The organism is Polycyclovorans algicola TG408 (genome assembly GCF_000711245.1).
Lineage (GTDB): Bacteria > Pseudomonadota > Gammaproteobacteria > Nevskiales > Nevskiaceae > Polycyclovorans > Polycyclovorans algicola.
In genome coordinates this window covers 1295570-1314181 of sequence record NZ_JOMH01000001.1, presented here as the reverse complement: position 1 = coordinate 1314181, position 18612 = coordinate 1295570, and the positions used below count along the sequence as shown (strand labels likewise).

Here is an 18612-nt window from a genome sequence, read left to right as displayed (position 1 = left end):
GGGGACTAGCCTTTTGGTCTTTTCACGAAGAGCTGATGCTCGTCGCGCGGGCAATCTGCATCGTCAAACCGATCAAGCATTGGTTCGCCCGTCATTTTTGATTGGAGCTTGCGGCGTGGGTGCCCCGCCTGCTGAGGCCTCTATGTCCTTGATGGCGTGAGGCGTGGTATTCCGCGCGGTGCCGATCTTGACCTTGTCCGCAGGCTGGTCGAGCTTGATGAGCCCCTGTTCAAGCAGCACGACGCGGGAGGCAATCTTGAGCCAGGCTGGGCGGTGCGTCGTAAAGACCACAATATTTCGCTCGGGTAGGTTTGACAGCACGCTGATCAGACGCTCCTCGGCTTCGCTGTCCAGGCTGGCCGACGGCTCATCAAGCAGCCAGATCCTTGGCTGCTGCAGAAGCAGCCGCGTGAGCCCGACCATCTGCCGCTGCCCGCCTGAGAGCCCTGAACCGCCCTCGCGTATTGGCAGCCCCAAACCCAATGGATGACGTTCGACTGCTGCCAAAAGGCCGGTTGCACGAAGTGCGTGGCGGATGGTTTCTTCGCTCGGCCGCGCGAGGCCAAGCACCAAGTTGTCCTCAAGTGTTCCTGAAAATAGTTGAACTTCCTGAGGAAGGTAGCCAATGCGCTCACGCAACCAACTTAGACGGCACAGCTGCATATCGAGTCCGCCGATGCGAACCTCGCCTTCGCTCGGCGTAGCGATGCCGGCGAGCAGCTTCATGAGTGTGGATTTGCCACTTCCATTGGCGCCAAGCATGGCGATGCGTTCGCCAGGCTCAATAAGACATGACTGTACGCGCAGGGAAGGGTTTTGGTCGCCTTCGTAGCAATAGCTGAGGTTGGTAATGCTCAGCGGCAAACTGGTGATGGTGGAACTCGCCTGGCGTTGATCGCTCTGGTCGCTGGGTCGCGCGAAAAGCTGGTTGAGAATTTCCAGCGCGTAACGGGCGTTGCCCCAGCTCAGCAGCAGTGGCGTGATGCCAGCAGTGGCCGCGAGAGCCCGCGTGGAGAGCATGGTGGTAGCGATGAGGCCACCCATGCTGAGTTCGCCGATCTCAATCTGCGTGACGCCAACGATAATGATGGCGACAAACGAAGATTGCTGAAAAAACTGGGTCACAAACTGGCTGCTGGATATTCGGGTCTGGACACGTTCACCGTGGGCGTTAACGACCTTGCTGGCGCGGTGCCAATGATCATCAAACGTTGACTCCCCACCCAAAGATTTGATTCGCTCGGTGCCGGCGACCGCCTCGAAGAGCAAGCCTTGGCGGCGGGTGACTTCGTCGTTCTGCTGGCGCAGCGCGCTCTGGACCGGGATGTAGGCTGCCACACCAATCAGGAGGCAGACCGCAAAGAAGCCGATCAAGACCCAGACGACTGGACCACCAATCATCCACACGATGGTGATAAAAAATAAGACGAACGGTAGGTCCGCAAGCGCAAACAGCGTCGATGAGGTGAAGACGTTTCTGACCGACTCGTAGTCCCTGACCTGGGCAACCAGCGAACCAACCCGTGGCGGCCGACGATCCACTTTGAGGCCTAAGACTTGGCCAAAAAAATGTAGCGACAACGCTTCGTCGATACGACGTGTCGTCTTTTCAAGGACGCGCAGCCTTGAAACCTTAAGCATCAACTCAAGAAGATAGGCAACGAGTACGCCGACTGCCAGCACCCAGAGTGTGTCGTAAGCCAGGTTCGGCACAACGCGGTCGTAAACCTGCATCGCGAAAAGCGGGGCGGCAATGGCGATGAGATTGATGATGAGCGTGACTACCGCGACGTTGAGCAGGATGCGCCAGTGCGCCCTGAAGGCTGCGACGATGGCTTTTGTGGCAGGGCCACGCCGGTCTTTGCCTACCTCGATATCGCAGGACGGCGCAGCTGTCGGGACAACCGGCACCCAGGCATCGACGGGTGAGTGTTCTTCTCGCTGATTTTTTGGGTACCAGTCGATCTCCCGGGCGGCATCGATACCGCCAAGACTTTTGAGGATGCCCAGCCGCGAACCATCGACAACCCACGCAGGCATTTGTGAGGGGTGCAGACGGTCCACGGGTACGCGCTCCAAAGAATGCCCAGGGAAGAGCAATGCCCAGACAGCCTCCAGGCGCGCAGATGGCGTAGAGGCGGGCACGTCTACCCAAGCTGCAGCAGCCTCGCGAATAGACACGTGGAGTCCGCGCCGCTCGGCCATATCTCGAAGCGCTTCGGCAACCAATTCTGAGCGTGTTGTCTGTTCGGCCTTCTGATTCACGATGGATCGCTCACTGCAGGGGCGTCCTCAATGACGCCGGACGGCTGACTTGGATGGGGCGCGACGGTGTCTGGAGCGGCTCGCTGCTCGACACCTAAGGCGCCGGCGCTGCCTTCAGGCTCGACCGACGAATAATTGTCAGGGACGCCGTTGGTCTCTCCAACCAATCGCGCCCACTGCAGGCTCTCGAGTGCAAGGCTGCCGTTGGCGCGCCAAAACTCAGCCTCAGCAAGTATCGCTTGCTGGCGTGTTTCGTTGGCCTCGCGGGAGGCATTGAGTACTTCAACCCATGACTTGCGTCCCACTTCGAACTGCCTCAGGAAACTGTCGAGCAGCACGTCGGTAGCGGCTACCGCTGCGGCCTGGGAGCGCCGCAACGCAAAAGCTGCGGCCAGCTCGGCGCGGGCAACGCGAAGACGCGACGTGATGTCACGCCGGGCCTGCAGTTGGCGCTGCGCGGAAGCACGAGTTCGCTCCGCTTCAGCTTGAGCAGCGCGGTAGCCGCGCAAGCCATTACCTGTCTGATACTGAAGCGCGAGGATCGTACCGTCCTGCTGGGTGCTGCGCACACCCTCAACGTCGACCCGGTACTGCAGTTGTAACTCGGGCCAAAGTGCGGCCTTCTGGCGGCGCTGCTCGGCTTCCTGCTGAGCCGTGAGCGCCTTGGCGATCTGCTGCTGCGGGTGTCGCTCAATGACCTGGGCGTCACGCCCGGGACTCCGATCTTCGAGCGATAGTTGACTTGCGATCTCAGGCCACTGCACAACGCCCGGCTCCTGCCCCGTGAGGCGGACCAATTCGGCCCTCTGCGCGGCAGCAAGCCCGCGGCTGGTCTCTCGACCCGCCTCAGCTTGACGAGCCCGACTGACGGCAGTCTGCACGTCGGCCTCGGGCGCAACACCCTCTTCCGCGCGACGTTGGATCACGCGGACTAGACCCTGAAGCGTCTCAACGTGACTGCTCCATTGTTCGATCTGCGTCTCGGCCGAGAGTAACTGGAAGTAAGCTTCGAGCACTTCACGACCCACCTCCAGACGCGCCAGTTCCACTTCTGCCAGAGCCGCGTTCTTGGCAGACTGCGCGCCGTCAACCTCAGCTCGGGTCAGGCCACCGTTCCAAATAGGCTGGATAATTCTGAGAGAGGTCGCCACTTCGCCATCGTCCGCCTGGCTTGACGAAACACTTGCAAATGGGAAGTAGCCGGTGCGCGCTGCCTGCACGTCATAGCCACTGGCGATCGCGATGTTCTCGGCCTCGAGAATACGAGGCTCGGCGGCCCAAGCGAGTGCTAGCGCCTCGGCCAGCGAATTGAAAGACTGCGCCGGAGACGCCACCTGGCCGGCAATTTCACGAGTCGCGGGAGAGGGGAGCTCCGCCAAACTCGGCGAGAGCGAGAGGCGCGGCTTTGCATCGGCGGGTGACAGTGCACCAGCAGTGATGGTTATCGCCATGGCTGCTCTGATCAGAGTTGCCCGCGAATGGATTGGAATAGTTGGCATTGATCAGACAAAAAATCCAGACAAAGAACGTGCAATTGCCACCAGAGGCCACGAAACATAGCGGGGGCCACGTCCTGCAAGTAGCTACGAAATACCATCGAGGACCAGTGCCCACGTCCGAAAAACAAAAAACCCTCCCGCGATGCTCAACGGGAGGGTTCAGGTCACTCGATCAGTAGCTCAGCTCGACATCACCGAGTACCTGACCCGCGCTCCGATTACTCAGCGCGAGTACGCACTTCCGCACGGCGGTTGAGTGCACGGCCAGCATCGGTGTCGTTGGTCGCGATCGGCTTTGTCAGACCATACGACTGGGTCTCGATCCGCTGGGCGTCGACACCCTTGCGCACCAAATACTGCTTGACCGAGTTTGCACGACGCTCAGACAAGGCCATGTTGTAGCCGGGGCTGCCTACGGAGTCAGTATGTCCATCAATCTGAACGACCAAACCGGCATGTTCACCAGACAGCTGATTGATCACTGTGGAGGCGGCATCAAGAATACCCCGAGCGTAATCAGTCAATTCCGACCGATCAAACTCGAAATTCACATTTTCAAAGGTGCGATTGGGACCGGCAGCATCGACCGGGCAGCCATCCTTATCAACTGTGACGCCCGCTGCCGTGTTGGGGCACTTGTCAAGATAGTCAGGAACACCGTCGCCATCTGAATCACGGGGGCAACCGCGAGCGTCAACTGCAACCCCCGCGGGCGTGCCAGGGCAAAGATCGCGGTCGTCCGGCACACCATCACCGTCAGTGTCAACCACCGTGGTTGATTCAGGCGCAGCGCCCGCAGACTTCGAGCCAACCGGGAAGAGGAGACCGACTGAGACAATATGATCGCCAATGTCACCAATCCCCGCGACATTCGTGTCAAAGGCACGGAATCGGTAGTCTGCGGTAAACCCCATGACCCCCGTGTCAGGGAAGATTTTGAACCCGGCGCCGACATTCGCAAAAGCTCGACGCTGGTCCAAGCTTTGGACGGGTGCAAGCAGGCTGTTGGCAGTGGCCTCAGAGCGCATGACGCCGGCGCCGACGAGCAAATAAGGGGCAAATCGCTCGCTACCACCCATGAACACGTTCAGGTCTGCGCCAACCCCATATTCTTCCCATTCGGCAGGATCACTGCTGCCGCCGAACTCGTTATAAAAACCTTGAAGTTCAAAACCAAGGACGCTGTTCATCCGCTTGCCGAAAGCGATCTTGCCTCCGTAACCCATGTCGGACTGCCGATCAGAATCTTCGGCGATGATGTTGCCACCGAGGGAAATGTAGGGTCGCGTATCCGCCTGTGCGGCCGCAGACAACGTAAATACAGCCAGCGCGGAGGCTGCGACTAACTTGGTGGCCTCAAACATGATTTCTGAATCTCCGACTTGGTGATTATTAAACGAGAACAAACCCTTCAGTCACGCTGTGCGGGATGCTCTACCCCCTGAAATTTGGTCGAGGAAGTCTCAACTCAGGTCGCTGAACGACGCGTGAGTAGCCCCTAACTACGGCCAGACGCTGAAAAAATACCACACGGATCAGCGGCTCGCCATACGTCGACGTTAAACTGATGCAGTCGCGCCATGCTGGCGCGGCCCACGTTCACTCACACACGACAGGACCCGCTTAATGTCCAGTTACTTGTTTACCTCCGAATCAGTCTCCGAAGGCCACCCCGACAAGCTTGCCGACCAGATCTCCGACGCCATTGTCGACGCGCTTCTCGCTCAGGACGTGCGCGCCCGTATCGCCAGCGAAACCATGGTGAAGACCGGCGTTGCCATCCTCGCCGGGGAAATCACCACCAAGGCCAACGTCGATTTCGAAGCGCTGGTGCGCAAAGTGATTTCGGATGTGGGCTACACCTCGTCTGCCATTGGCTTTGACGGCGACACCTGTGGTGTCCTCAACCTACTGGGCAAGCAGAGCCCCGACATCGCCATGGGCGTTGACGGCACCGCCAAATCACAGAAGAGCGACGACGAAATCGGCGCCGGTGACCAGGGCCTGATGTTTGGCTACGCCTGCAACGAAACCAAAGAATTGATGCCGGCGCCGATTTTCTACAGCCATCGCCTCGTTGAGCAACAGGCCAAGGTACGCCGCGCCAAAGGCGGCTTGCCGTGGCTGCGTCCGGACGCAAAAAGCCAGGTCACCCTGCGCTACGAAAACGACGTTGCCGTTGGCGTCGACGCGGTGGTGCTGTCAACCCAACACGACCCGGACATCAAGCTCAAGGCACTGCGTGAAGCGGTGATGGAATCGATCATCAAGCCGGTGATTCCTGAAAAATGGATCACCAAGAACACCAAGTTTCACATCAACCCCACCGGCAATTTCGTCATCGGCGGCCCAGTGGGCGACTGTGGATTGACCGGCCGCAAAATCATCGTCGACACCTACGGCGGCTGGGCACGTCACGGCGGTGGTGCGTTTTCGGGCAAGGATCCGTCCAAGGTCGATCGTAGTGCGGCATACGCTGCGCGTTACGTGGCCAAGAACATCGTGGCGGCCAAGCTCGCATCGCGCTGTGAAGTCCAGGTGTCCTACGCCATCGGTGTGGCCGAACCGACCTCGGTCATGGTCACCACCTTCGGCACCGGCAAGGTCAGCGACGAACGTCTGGAGCAGCTGGTGCGCGCGCACTTCGATCTACGTCCGGGCGGCATCATCAAAATGCTCGATCTGCTGCACCCGATGTACCAGGCCACCGCAGCTTATGGTCACTTCGGCCGCAAGCCGGTCGAGAAAACCTTGAACGGCAAAACATTTACCACGTTCTCGTGGGAGAAGACCGACAAGGCGGCGGCGCTCGCGGCTGACGCCTAAGGGTCGTTGGGTTGATCTAAATGCCGACCCATGGGCAGGTTGCCTGTGGGTCGCATTTCAACCTGCCTCGCGAACTTGAGTGCTGTTGCAGGTCTGCCGGCCGACGCACGTCGACCGACGCCCGCCGGTAAACTTGCGCACCTTGAATCCCCGGAGTTTCCGCATGCGTTTCACCGGCACCGATGCCTACGTTGCAACCGATGACCTGATGATGGCGGTGAACGCCGCCGTGACGCTGGAACGCCCGCTGCTGGTCAAGGGCGAACCCGGCACCGGCAAAACGCAGTTGGCCCGTGAGATCGCGCAAGCGATGGATGCGCCCTTCATCGATTGGGCCATCAAATCGACCACAAAAGCCCAGCACGGGCTTTACGAATACGACGCGGTGTCGCGCCTGCGCGACTCGCAACTCGGTGACGAGCGGGTCAAGGACATTGGCAACTACATCATCAAGGGCAAGCTTTGGGAGGCGTTCGAGTCCGACAAGCGCCCGGTGCTGTTGATTGACGAAATCGACAAAGCCGACATCGAATTTCCCAACGATCTGCTGCGTGAACTCGACCAGATGGAGTTCTACGTGCACGAACTGCGGCGGACGGTGCGCGCCCAGATTCGGCCGATCATTCTCATCACCTCCAACAACGAGAAGGAGCTACCGGATGCCTTTCTGCGCCGCTGCTTCTTCCACTACATCCGCTTCCCGGACAAGGAAACGATGCAGCAGATCGTCGATGTCCACTTCCCTGATCTCAAAAAGAACCTTCTCAAGGAAGCGATGGAAGTGTTCTTTGGGCTCCGCGAGCTTCCGGGTCTGAAGAAAAAGCCCAGCACATCGGAATTGCTCGACTGGTTGAAGCTGCTGCTGGCCGAGGACATCGACCCCACCGTGCTGCGCGACGCCAGCACCAAGAAGTCCTTGCCGCCGCTCTACGGCGCGCTGCTGAAGAACGAACAGGATGTGCATCTGTTTGAACGTATTGCCTTCATGGCGAGACGCTCGAACTAGGCGAAGCACGCTGGCTTGAGGGTCGGCGCGGGGACCGGGATCTGCGCTCGGCTGTCGAGCTGAAGCCCCACCTGCGGCACCCTCTACGGGTCGACCGCCTCGGCGACGGCCTGCGACGCTAAATCATCCCGTCAACCAGTTGATCCCGCACCGGGGTCAGCTGCTCCAGCGCATATTCGTAGCCACGCTGGTTGACCTCGTCGAACTGCTTCCAGTCGAACATCCCGACGCTACTCACCGGCATACGCAGGTACACGTCCGCTCGACCGGCGCGCTCGCGGGCACCGCGCTGACCGCCCACGGTGGCGGTGCGGAACATGATGTTGAGCAGCGAGGGCCGCTTGGCGTCACCGCGCCAGTTGAAGAGGCCTTCCGGGTCAGGGCCCACGATGCCGGGGGCGGTCAGTTCGCCGCCGGTGGACACATCTGACGCGATGATCGGACCCAGATCCAGTGCCTCCATCACGTCGGTCGGCAGGCTGTTGAGCAGCGCGCCGTCGACCAGCAGGTCTTCGTTCCAGACCACCGGCGGGGCGACACCGGGCACGGCCATGCTGGTGGCCGTCCACAGGTAAAGCGGGCCCCGGTCATGCACTTCCAGGCGCCCACGTGACAGGTTGCTGGAGACGCAGAAATAGCGGGTGGGCAGGTGTTCGATCTGCACGTCGCCAAAACACCGGTGCAGCTCATTGAAGAACTTTCGACCGCGAATGAAGGCGACGCTGGGGAAGATGTAATCGTTGAGGAAGTTGTGCTCGACAAACATCTCGCGCGCAATCTGCCGCATGGTCTGGGTGTCATGCCCCATGGCCTTGAGTCCGGCGAAATAGGCGCCCATGCTGCTGCCGCCGACCACATCGATCGGAATCTCGAGTTCTTCAAGCGCACGGAACAATCCAATGTGCGCAAAGCCGCGCGCGCCGCCGCCGCCCAGCACCAGACCGATGCTGCGGCGGGTCAACAACCTGGCGATGCGCTGTGCGTCGGGCACCCGACCATCGGGCGCGGCATAAACATGCCCGTCTGCGCGCGCCTGCTCGCGCCACCCCATGACGTCAGCATTGCCGCCCGGGGCATCCGCGAGCATCAAAATGTCGCGCGGCGCCTGAACGCCGGCACCCAGCAGCTCGGTCAACATCGGCGTCACCGAGGCCTTTTCTCCGGCATCGACCCCGAGCAACAGACGGTCAGCCTGGCGCATGCAGCGCCGCGCCCAAGCACCGGTGCGTGGTGGGCACAGGTAAACCAGATAGCGGTGCGCCTGCTCCTGTTCGGCCAGCCAGGTCACGATGCGCTGGTGCTCTTCAGAGTGCTCGAAAACCCGCTCGTGGGCGCCCGGCCCCAAGGCGCGATCGACCGTCTCTGGGTCGATCAGAAGCACACTGCCATGTCGTGACAGCGCCTCGACCAACCGGTGCGCAATGGCGCGCAGATCAAGCCCGGGCACCAGCGGTATCAAGGCAACGGCACGACGCCCCAGTGCGCGCGCGCGACGCTTTTCCTTCTGAGTTCGGCGCAGCCGGCGAATGATGGTGCGGGTGAGCACCAGCAACGCGTCCGGCTCGGCGCGCAGCACCTCCAACATGGCGTCGCGATCAAAACAAATCAGGATGGAGTCTCTGAGTGCCGTCACGTTGGACAGCCGCAGCTCATCGGCCAACAGGCCGATCTCACCGATGGGCTCGCCTGGCGCAATCTCGCCGAGCATCTCGCCCTCCTTGCTGGTCGCCGCAAGACGACCGGTCGCAAGAATGTACATGCGGTCCGAAGGGTCGCCCGCTGACAGAAAACGATCCCCGCCGCGGACGACGACCCAGGTGCCGCGCGCGACCAACGCCTCAAAAACAGAGTCGGAAACCGACTCGAACAAGGCGCTCGTGCGCAAGCTGTCGGCGAGATTCATCGCTGCGACCACCACGCCAGCAAAGAAACCAACGCCCAGACGCCAACAACTGCCAGCAGCACCAGCAGCACGCCGCGCCAACGGTTCTGCGGCGGCACGGGCGGCGTCAGGCGCGCTTCAAGGTGGGTCTCCAGTAACTTCAGGTTGCGCGCATTGGCCTTGAACACGGCGTCGCCAACGTCGCCCACCACCGGAATCAGGCCGATGAAGAAGTCGACGATGGCAATGCTCACCATACGACCGATCAGCGGCCGGGGCGCGCCAATCAGCCATGCCTGGACAATCACGAAGCCGGTCATCAGCAGGCCGATGAGGTCGCCCAGCACCGGGACCAGCCCAATGATCGGTTGCAGGCCAAAGCGCAGATTGGTGCCGGGAATGCGGATCGCGTTGTCCAGCCAATGCGCAAAGCCTCGCGCGCGCTGCAGCCGCGCCGACGCCACCAGCAGTTGCTGGCGCTCCCTATCCCCAGGTGGCGGGGTCCCTTCGTTTACACTTTTCATGGATCGGGCACGTTACCTGCTTCACGGTCGCACGGGCAGAAGGCGCCCGGCCTCAAAGGCCAAAGTGTTGCAGAGTCGCCGCCGGAAAGGATGCGCCCAAGGCGCACAGTCGATGTTCAGTCAGGGGGTCCGTTGAGACGAATCGGTCAGTGGCTATTGCGTCTGCTCTACAGCATGGCGTGGCTGTCGTTCCGGCCGGTCAACGGGTTTATCCGCTATCGCGCTGCCCCTGAGCCGCTGCTGGCCGAAATGGCGCTGGATCCGGCGCGGCCGGTGGTTTACGTGCTCGCCACGCGCGACTGGACCGACCTGTTCGTGCTTGAACGTATCTGTCGCGACGTTGGGCTGCCCAGTCCGAGCCGAACCGGCCGCCACGTGCCCGATGTCGACCGCACCGGCGTCGTTTACATGCCCGTGCTGCTCGAAGAGCGACGCAAGGCTTCGAGTTTGTCGGCGCTAATCGAGACCGCCGCCGCGCTGCCCGACTTTGACGCGCAGATCGTGCCGGTATCGATTTTCTGGGGGCGCGACCCGGGCTCCGAGACCAGCCTGTTCAGGCTGCTGTTTTCGGACAGTGTGCAGGCCGGGCGACTGCGCAAACTGCTGATCCTGTTTGCCAACGGCCGCAACGTGCTGGCCAATTTTGGCCGCCCCATCGCCTTCCGGGAATACTTTGATGCCGCGCCCACCCCGGCGCTTGGGCAACGCAAACTGACCCGCGCACTGCACTTTCACTTCTTGCGCGCCCGCACGGCAGCGCTGGGCCCCACCCAATTGCCGCGGCGCGTGGTGATTGACGACCTGCTGCAACGTCCTGGCGTCGTCAGCGCGGTGGAAGATGCCACTCGCAACGGCAAGATGACCCTCGTCGCAGCCCAGAAGCGCGCGCGCCGTTATGCCAACGAAATCGCCGCCGATTACTCGACGATCACCCTGCGCTTTCTCGACAAAATTCTGGGGGGCATCGTCTTCAAACGCGTGTTCCGCGCCATTGATACCCAGGGTATTTCCCGCGTCCGCGACTGGGCGCAGGACCATGAAATCATTTACATGCCGTGCCATCGCAGCCACGCCGACTACCTGCTGGTCAGCTACGCGCTCTATCACGCCGGGCTGGTGCCGCCCCATATTGCCGCCGGGGTGAACCTCAACTTTTGGCCGGCCGGCGCCGTCCTGCGACGCGCCGGGGCCTTCTACATGCGCCGCAGCTTCTCGGGTGACCGAATCTACAGCAGCGTTTTTCGCGCTTATGTCGACGCGTTGATCCGCCGCGGCTACCCCATCGAATTCTTTCCCGAAGGGGGTCGCAGCCGCACCGGGCGTCTGTTGCCGCCGAAGACCGGGCTGCTGTCGATGGTGGTCGAGGCCAGCCTGCGGCAGCGGGCGCGCAAGGTGGCACTGGTGCCCGTCTACATCGGCTACGACCGCGTCTGGGAGGTGGGCAGCTACGCCAAGGAATTACGCGGCGCCAGCAAGCGCAAGGAATCGGCCGAGGGCCTGCTCAAGGCCGGCACCATCCTGTCCCGCCAATACGGCAAGGCCTACATCAACTTCGGCGAACCGATTCGCCTGCAGGATGCCGCCGATGCCGCCCTGCCCGGCTGGCGTGAGGTGCTGACACCCGACGGTCAGGACAAGCCGCCCGGCTTCAACAAGTTCGTGCAGCAGCTGGGCCTGGAGAATGCACGGCGCATCAACGCCGCGGCAGTGGCCAATGCCAACGGATTAGCGGCGGTGGCGCTACTGGCGGCGCCGCAGCGCGCGGTGTCACGCGACGAGTTCATCGAGCAGATCGGGCATCTCATCTGGTTGATCAAGGGACTGCCGGCCGGGCCGGACCAGATGGTCCCCGAAACCTCGCCCGCTGCGGTGCTCGACTGGGCCGCGCCGATTGCCGGCATCGCCCAGGTCAAACATCGCTGGGGCGACATCTATGGGGTGACCGGTAAAGCGGCCGTTGCGATGACGTACAACCGCAACAATATTCAGCACTTGCTGGCAATGCCGGGGCTGATCGCAAACCTGTTCCGCACCCGAGGCGCCATGCCCGAAGAGTCGGTGTTGAGCAGCGTGCGCGCGCTTTATCCGTTCCTGCGCAATGAGTTCTTTCTGCCCTGGCCGGTGGCGGGCATCGACGAAATCACCCGCCAGGCAGTGGCCCTGATGCTGCAGCTTGGCCTGCTGTCTCGCGACCCGGAGGATGCGCAATGGCTGATGCGGCCGTCGGTGGCCCAACCTGCATTCTCGACCCTGTCGATGTTGGGCCGGGTCATGGGCGAAACCCTTGAGCGCTACTGCATCACAACCCTGCTGCTGGCCGATGAAGCCAAGCGCGGGTTACCGGTGTCTCGCGGCGCCATCGAAGAGCACTGTCGCTTGCTGGCCGAACGCATGGCGCTGCTGACCGGGCGCGATGCGCCCGAATTCTTCGACTCGACCCTGTTTCGCGGCTACCTCACCACCCTAATCGCGGTCGGTCTTCTCAGCGCCGAAGGCAACGAAGGGCTGCGGATTTCGCCCGAAATTCATCGTACAGCCGAGCGCGCCCTGGAATTCTTATCCGACGATGCGCGCCAAACCCTCGCCCAACTGCTGTCCCGCCGAAGCCCGGAGACCGGTCAGCCGGCATCAACGGTTGAGACTGTTTAGACTCGCGCATTGCCGCCACCGGGCGATGCGCCGCCGAGGCGCCCACCCGGCATCACTCCCAAATGAGGACGTTACATGCACTTCACTGCCCGTCACCTTTCCATCCCCGCGATCGCACTACTGACGTTCGGGCTCGCCGCATGCGATCAGGGAGAGTCTGCGACAAAGTCAGTTGACCTCGAAAACGAATCATCACGCTTCGGCTACGCCATCGGCGTTGACCTTGGCGAGTCGCTGGCACCCGTGCGTGACGAAATCGACATCAACGCCCTCAAGGCCGGCCTGGATGACGCCTATGAGGGTCGCGACCTGAAGCTGGACGATGTCGCCCGCGAAGAAATCAAGAATGCCGCCGCCGAGCGCATCCAGGCCTCGCAGGCCAAAGCCATGGGCGAACGCGCCGAGGCGGCCAAGGCGGCCGGCGAAAAATTCATGGCTGAGAATGCTGAACGCGACGGCGTGACCGTCACCGACTCCGGACTGCAATACGAAGTGCTGACCGACGCCGAGGGCGACAAGCCCAGCGCCGAGGACCGCGTCACCGTTCACTATCGCGGCACGCTGATCGACGGCACCGAGTTCGACAGCTCTTACGCGCGCGAGGAGCCGGTCACCTTTCCGCTGGGCAACGTCATCGCCGGCTGGACAGAAGGCGTGCAGCTGATGAGCCCCGGGGCGAAATACAAGTTCGTCATTCCCGCATCGCTGGGCTACGGTGAGCGTGGCGCGGGCAACCGCATCGGCCCCAACGAAACCCTGGTGTTCGAAGTCGAGCTGATCAGCATTGAAGACGAAGAAGCCGACGACAGCGAAGGCTGATCAGGGGGCAGATCGCAGCAAGGCCGACTTCACGTCGGCCTTTTTTATGATGGTGGTCGGGCTGCTGCTCGGCGCCTGCAGCCGTGGCCCCGAGGCCATGATGGCCGACTACACGGCGCGCATCGGCCGTATCACTGACGCACCCATCGCTCGCCAAGACGCCGAGCCGCTGCCCTACCCACGCGGGCGCGACCGCAAGCGGGCACTGCCCGACGTTCGGGCACGGCTGATGGACCTCACCGACTTTGACCGCTGCAACCTCACCCAACTCATTGCCGAGCGCAACAGCATCATGGGCCGCTACTGGGCGGCGACACGGCGGCTCGACTACGAGTTTCGCTTCAGCCATCGCGTCGCCGATTGCCACGACTGGTTGACGCAGCAGGACACGCTGAACAACGACGATGAGGCGTTGCTCGCACTACTCACGTCGCTGCGCGCGGTCAAGGCCGAGACACGCCCACTGGCGTGGTGGGCGGTGACCTGGGCCAGCGACGAGTTTGCCCGGTACTTTTCGGCCTCGGCGCCGCTGCCTGCTCTCGACGCGCGCGCGCCAGTGAACGCATTCATGCCACTGGCAGGCATTGCTGCAGCCTTAGACGATCCGCCGGATGGCATTGCCCTGGCCGATGTCGAAGCCGCGCTGCAGACCCTGCGCAGCACACCCTATGGGGGTGGCTGGGTGCGCGCGGTGACCCAAATGACGCAGACACTCGATGCCGCAGCGGCAGCGCTGAACAGCGTCGACACCTCGCGCCTTTGCCCGCAGGCCAAGGTCACGCCCAAGGCGCGCATCTTCGAGACCGTGTTCCACCAGCATTACGCGCTGCGCCTGCAACCCTACCTGTCAGCCTTGCACCGTCAGGGCGAGGCACAACAGGCCGCCCTCGCGCCTTTGTTGGCTGAAATCGACGATGACGCACCGGCGGCGATCAAGGCCTACGCAAAACGTGCCCTGTCGACCGACGATGACAGTCTGTGGGCCGGGATGGTCGCCGCGCGCCAACGCCACACCGACGCCTGGCAACGGGTGCTGGGCGATTGCAGCGCAATGCCGGACGGCACGCGCCGAGAAGCAGCGTCCTAGTGTCCTTTAACAAAAGTTCATAGAACGATTATGAGTGACCGTTGTCCATCTTCCCTGACTTGAGGGAGGATGCGGAGATGACGGGACGCAAACCCATTGGGCTGGAGCTGACACCCACCGAGCAATCGGAGTTGGAGCAGTGGGCTCGTCGTCGCAAGACGCCGTCGGCGGACAAGCAGCGTGCGCAGATCATTCTGGGGTGCAGCCTTGGATTGTCGGGCCGCGAAGTGGGACAGCGCTGCGGGGTGACGACGCAAACCGTGTCGAAGTGGCGGCGGCGTTTTGAGCAGTACCGGATCGCGGGATTGAGCGATGCGCCGCGCACGGGTCGACCGCGCACGATTAACGACGACAAAGTGTCGGAAGTCATTGAGAAGACTTTGCATAGCCGTCCAGCCAAGGCGACGCACTGGTCGACGACTTTGATGGCCGAAGAGACTGCCCTCAATGCCATGGCAGTCAGCCGCATCTGGCGCGCCTTTGGGCTCAAGCCGCACCGGCTGGAAACCTTCAAGTTGTCGACCGATCCGCACTTTGTTGACAAAGTGCACGACATCGTCGGTCTGTATCTGAATCCGCCAGATCGTGCCTTGGTGTTGTGCGTTGATGAAAAAAGCCAGATTCAAGCCCTGAACCGTACCCAACCTGGCTTGCCGTTGCGTTTCGGGTCTGCCGAAACCACGACCCACGACTATGTGCGACACGGCACGACGACCTTGTTCGCAGCGCTGGATATCGCCACCGGCGAAGTCATTGGTCGCTTGCACCGGCGGCATCGCAGTGCGGAGTTCCTGGCGTTCCTGCGCGCACTGGATCGTGAGGTGCCCAAGCACCTCGATATTCATCTCATTCTCGACAATTACGGCACGCACAAAACCGAAGCGGTCCGCGCTTGGTTTGCCGCCAGACCGCGCTATCACCTGCACTTCACCCCGACCTCAGCTTCCTGGCTCAATCTGGTAGAACGCTTTTTCTCGCTGTTGTCACAGCGGTGGATCAAACGTAACGCCCACACCAGTACCAACGACCTTGAGCGATCCATCCGCCACTACCTCAAAACCTACAACCAGGACCCCAAACCCTTCGTATGGCGCAAATCCGCCGATGAAATCATCTCGGCTATCGCCCGCCTCTCTGATCGAATCAATAATAAAGTGAACTTTTGTTAAAGGACACTAGGGCCTGTCCAACGCGATATCGGCCAGCGCGTTGACGGTCGCGTGGCCGTCAATCGGCCGGGGTGGCGCGCTGTGATCGGGGTGGCGAATGCCGACGACCTGACCGATGCCGTAGGCGCGAGCGGCATCGAGTACCGCCTTTGAGTCATCAACGAACAGCGTGCGCGCCGGATCGAACGCATGCGCGTCGCGCAGACCGCGCCAGAAGCTCGGATGCTCTTTCGGCGCGCCCAAATCATGCGACGACACGATGCGGTCGAAGCGCGATTGCAATCCGGTCTGCGCCAGCTTCAACCGCCACGCGTCGGGATGGGCGTTGGTCACCAACCAAAGACCACGGCCGCTGGCGCGCACGACATCGAGAAAATCGACGGCGCCCGGCAAGGGGCGGATACGCTCGCGCAACTCGGTCTTGATCGCCACCAGGTCGAGCCCGGTCACCCGGCTCCAGTGATCGGTGCAGTACCACGGCAGGGTGTGTTGTGTGGCGACAAACACCGGCAGTAGCCGAGCATCGGCCTGCTCGCGGGTCAGGCCGTGCAGCGCGGCGTAGCGATCAAACACCACCGTTCGCCAAAAATAATTGTCGTACGCCAGGTCCAGGATGGTGCCGTCCATATCGAGCATGACCAGGTCGACACGCGACCCGTCGACGCGGGCGTCCCCTACACTGGCATCGGGTTCACGTTCGAGCGAAGGAGAGGGCTGTGTCATCTGAATGGGCTCGTTGGTTGCCAGAGGTGATCGGCATCAGTGAGGGGGCAGGCCGGCATATTCTGGACGTCTACCGACAGGATTTCAGCGTCGAGCACAAGGCTGACGACTCACCACTGACCCAGGCCGACCTGCGCGCCCACCATCACATTGCCGAAGCCCTTGCCGCGCGCTGGCCCGAGATTCCGCTGCTCTCGGAAGAAGGCGCTGCGCTGCCTTACGCAACCCGCCGCCAGTGGTCGCGCTACTGGCTGGTCGACCCGCTGGACGGCACCCGCGAGTTCGTCAAGCGAAATGGCGAGTTCACCGTCAACATCGCCCTGATTGTCGAAGGCGCCCCGGTGCTGGGCGTGGTGCATGCGCCGGTGCTGGGTGACACCTATGCCGCCGCGCGCGGCGCCGGTGCCACCCGCGTACGCGAAGGCATCAGCCAACCGATTCAGGCCCGCAGTCCGCCGCCGCGCCCCACGGTGCTCGCCAGTCGCTCGCACCGCGATGCGCGCACCCGGGCGTGGCTGGCCGCGCTACCTCCGCACGACACGCTGTCGCGCGGCAGCTCACTGAAGTTCTGCCTGATCGCGGCCGGTGAAGCCGACCTGTATCCACGCCTGGGACCCACCTCAGAGTGGGACACCGCCGCCGCGCAATGCGTGGTCGAGGCGGCCGGCGGCGCCGTCTTGGCGCTGCCCGAGCGCACTCCCTTGCGTTACAACCAGAAAGACTCGTTGATCAACCCGGACCTGTTGGTGACCGGGCGCCCGTGACGAGTGCCCCGGCGCAGCTTGGGCCTTGAAGACGCATCGATCTCGGCGACCAGCACGCAGGCGGTGCTAAAGGATGAAGCGCGACAGGTCTTCGTTGTCGGCCAGCGCACCCAGCCGCGAGTCGACGAAGGCGCGGTCAACCACCAGCTCGGCATCGCTGTGGTCGGGCGCACCGAAGGCGACCTCCTCCATCAGACGTTCCATCACCGTGTGCAGGCGACGTGCGCCAATGTTCTCGGTGCCTTCATTGACCTGAAAGGCAATCTCGGCGAGACGCTGCACGCCCTCGGAGGTGAACGTCACGGCGACGCCCTCGGTGGCCATGAGCGCCTTGTACTGCTCGGTGAGCGCGTAGTTGGGCTCGGTGAGAATGCGTACGAAGTCGCCGGTTTTCAGCGCTTCAAGCTCGACACGGATGGGCAGACGACCCTGCAACTCCGGAATCAGATCGGACGGCTTGGCGAGATGAAATGCCCCGCTGGCGATGAACAGAATGTGGTCGGTTTTGACCGGCCCGTGTTTGGTGTTGACGGTGCTGCCTTCAATCAGCGGCAGCAGGTCACGCTGAACACCTTCGCGTGAGACGTCGGCGCCGGTCATCTCTCCCCGCTTGCAAACCTTGTCCAGCTCATCGAGAAACACGATGCCGTGCTGCTCGACGCGGTGCAGGGCTTCGGTCTTGATCGCCTCCTCGTCGACCATTTTCAGTGCTTCTTCGTCGACCAGCTGACGGTAGGCTTCGCGCACTTTCATCTTTTTGGTCTTCGACTTGCCGCCGCCAGCCTGGGCGAACATCTGTTGCAACTGCTGGGTCATCTCTTCCATACCCGGTGGGCCCATCAACTGCACGTTGCCCGGCATCGCCGACAGCTTGATCTCGATCTCCTTGTCATCGAGCTTGCCCTCACGCAACTGCTTGCGGAACACCTGTCGGGCGGCGCCGCTCTCGGACTGACGGGTGCTGGAAGCTTCGCCAAAATCCTGCGGTGGCGGCAGCAACACGTCGAGCACGCGTTCTTCAGCGGCCACTTCGGCGCGGTCCCGGACGCGGCGCGCGGCCTGGTCGCGGGTCTCCTTCAACGCAATATCCACCAGGTCGCGAATGATGGCATCGACGTCTTTGCCGACGTAACCCACCTCGGTGAACTTGGTGGCCTCGACCTTGATAAACGGTGCATTGGCGAGCTTGGCGAGGCGCCGCGCGATCTCGGTCTTGCCGACGCCGGTGGGGCCGATCATCAGGATGTTCTTGGGCTGAATCTCGGAGCGCATCGGGTCGTCAACCTGCATGCGCCGCCAACGGTTGCGCAGCGCCACGGCCACCGCACGCTTGGCGGCGGCCTGGCCGATGATGTGGCGGTCGAGTTCGGCAACGATTTCACGCGGCGTCATCACGGCA

General features: G+C 62.3%; 14 protein-coding genes. 7 read left to right on the top strand and 7 right to left on the bottom strand.

Annotated elements, in window-relative coordinates; translation table 11 throughout:
* Window positions 1–72 precede the first annotated feature (72 nt).
* The 3 genes from U741_RS0106310 to U741_RS18290 form a co-directional block, all read right to left on the bottom strand.
* A complete protein-coding gene (locus tag U741_RS0106310) occupies window positions 73–2265 on the bottom strand; it encodes an ATP-binding cassette domain-containing protein (RefSeq protein ID WP_152551511.1) in 2193 nt (730 codons plus the stop codon).
* On the bottom strand, window positions 2262–3716 hold the full coding sequence (locus U741_RS0106305; protein ID WP_029889636.1) for a TolC family protein: 1455 nt from the start codon (window positions 3714–3716) through the stop codon (window positions 2262–2264). Before U741_RS0106305 ends, U741_RS0106310 begins: the two co-directional genes overlap by 4 nt.
* A gap of 266 nt (window positions 3717–3982) precedes the next feature.
* Complete coding sequence (locus U741_RS18290; RefSeq protein WP_052378554.1) at window positions 3983–5128, bottom strand: OmpA family protein; 1146 nt, start codon at window positions 5126–5128, stop codon at window positions 3983–3985.
* A gap of 262 nt (window positions 5129–5390) precedes the next feature.
* Here U741_RS18290 and metK point away from each other — a divergent pair, with 262 nt between their 5' ends.
* On the top strand, window positions 5391–6590 hold the full coding sequence (gene metK / locus U741_RS0106295; protein WP_029889634.1) for a methionine adenosyltransferase: 1200 nt from the start codon (window positions 5391–5393) through the stop codon (window positions 6588–6590).
* A 163-nt stretch (window positions 6591–6753) separates the two neighbouring features.
* Window positions 6754–7596 (top strand): AAA family ATPase, encoded by an 843-nt coding sequence (locus tag U741_RS0106290; protein WP_029889633.1) that lies wholly within the window; start codon window positions 6754–6756, stop codon window positions 7594–7596.
* A gap of 118 nt (window positions 7597–7714) precedes the next feature.
* Here the strand turns inward: U741_RS0106290 and U741_RS0106285 are convergent, their stop codons facing one another.
* Both U741_RS0106285 and U741_RS0106280 read right to left on the bottom strand, forming a co-directional pair.
* Window positions 7715–9499 (bottom strand): patatin-like phospholipase family protein, encoded by a 1785-nt coding sequence (locus tag U741_RS0106285; RefSeq protein WP_052378553.1) that lies wholly within the window; start codon window positions 9497–9499, stop codon window positions 7715–7717.
* Window positions 9496–10002, bottom strand: coding sequence for a DUF4112 domain-containing protein (locus U741_RS0106280; RefSeq protein ID WP_084154698.1), 507 nt, complete (start codon window positions 10000–10002; stop codon window positions 9496–9498). The genes U741_RS0106285 and U741_RS0106280 overlap by 4 nt, the downstream gene beginning before the upstream one ends.
* Window positions 10003–10134: 132 nt before the next feature.
* On the opposite strand from U741_RS0106280, the gene plsB reads away from it, so the two are divergent.
* The 4 genes from plsB (at window position 10135) to U741_RS0106260 (ending at window position 15726) form a co-directional block, all read left to right on the top strand.
* Entirely contained in the window at window positions 10135–12651 is a 2517-nt protein-coding gene (gene plsB, locus U741_RS0106275) for a glycerol-3-phosphate 1-O-acyltransferase PlsB (RefSeq protein WP_235200110.1), read from the top strand.
* A 75-nt stretch (window positions 12652–12726) separates the two neighbouring features.
* On the top strand, window positions 12727–13470 hold the full coding sequence (locus tag U741_RS0106270; RefSeq protein WP_029889629.1) for an FKBP-type peptidyl-prolyl cis-trans isomerase: 744 nt from the start codon (window positions 12727–12729) through the stop codon (window positions 13468–13470).
* Complete coding sequence (locus U741_RS0106265) at window positions 13436–14557, top strand: DUF3080 family protein (RefSeq protein WP_161776148.1); 1122 nt, start codon at window positions 13436–13438, stop codon at window positions 14555–14557. Before U741_RS0106270 ends, U741_RS0106265 begins: the two co-directional genes overlap by 35 nt.
* 77 nt (window positions 14558–14634) lie before the next feature.
* Window positions 14635–15726, top strand: coding sequence for an IS630 family transposase (locus U741_RS0106260; RefSeq protein WP_029889557.1), 1092 nt, complete (start codon window positions 14635–14637; stop codon window positions 15724–15726).
* Between the two features lie 6 nt (window positions 15727–15732).
* On the opposite strand, the gene yrfG is transcribed toward U741_RS0106260, so the two are convergent.
* On the bottom strand, window positions 15733–16449 hold the full coding sequence (gene yrfG / locus U741_RS0106255) for a GMP/IMP nucleotidase (protein WP_052378551.1): 717 nt from the start codon (window positions 16447–16449) through the stop codon (window positions 15733–15735).
* On the opposite strand from yrfG, the gene cysQ reads away from it, so the two are divergent.
* The gene (cysQ, locus tag U741_RS0106250; protein ID WP_043110212.1) at window positions 16443–17213 is read left to right on the top strand and encodes a 3'(2'),5'-bisphosphate nucleotidase CysQ; all 771 of its coding nucleotides are present in this window, start codon (window positions 16443–16445) and stop codon (window positions 17211–17213) included. The genes yrfG and cysQ overlap by 7 nt on opposite strands.
* Window positions 17214–17279: 66 nt before the next feature.
* Here cysQ and hslU read toward each other — a convergent pair whose 3' ends face one another.
* Entirely contained in the window at window positions 17280–18605 is a 1326-nt protein-coding gene (hslU, locus tag U741_RS0106245) for an ATP-dependent protease ATPase subunit HslU (protein WP_029889625.1), read from the bottom strand.
* Between the last annotated feature and the right edge of the window lie 7 nt (window positions 18606–18612).

What these genes read in the sequence shown, in the direction of transcription:
- U741_RS0106280 (WP_084154698.1), bottom strand. Translation starts at nt 10,002, where the DNA reads ATGAAAAGTGTAAACGAAGGGACCCCGCCACCTGGGGATAGGGAGCGC.
- U741_RS0106285 (WP_052378553.1), bottom strand. Translation starts at nt 9,499, where the DNA reads ATGAATCTCGCCGACAGCTTGCGCACGAGCGCCTTGTTCGAGTCGGTT.
- yrfG (WP_052378551.1), bottom strand. Translation starts at nt 16,449, where the DNA reads ATGACACAGCCCTCTCCTTCGCTCGAACGTGAACCCGATGCCAGTGTA.
- U741_RS0106305 (WP_029889636.1), bottom strand. Translation starts at nt 3,716, where the DNA reads ATGGCGATAACCATCACTGCTGGTGCACTGTCACCCGCCGATGCAAAG.
- hslU (WP_029889625.1), bottom strand. Translation starts at nt 18,605, where the DNA reads ATGACGCCGCGTGAAATCGTTGCCGAACTCGACCGCCACATCATCGGC.
- U741_RS18290 (WP_052378554.1), bottom strand. Translation starts at nt 5,128, where the DNA reads ATGTTTGAGGCCACCAAGTTAGTCGCAGCCTCCGCGCTGGCTGTATTT.
- U741_RS0106260 (WP_029889557.1), top strand. Translation starts at nt 14,635, where the DNA reads ATGACGGGACGCAAACCCATTGGGCTGGAGCTGACACCCACCGAGCAA.
- U741_RS0106290 (WP_029889633.1), top strand. Translation starts at nt 6,754, where the DNA reads ATGCGTTTCACCGGCACCGATGCCTACGTTGCAACCGATGACCTGATG.
- metK (WP_029889634.1), top strand. Translation starts at nt 5,391, where the DNA reads ATGTCCAGTTACTTGTTTACCTCCGAATCAGTCTCCGAAGGCCACCCC.
- U741_RS0106270 (WP_029889629.1), top strand. Translation starts at nt 12,727, where the DNA reads ATGCACTTCACTGCCCGTCACCTTTCCATCCCCGCGATCGCACTACTG.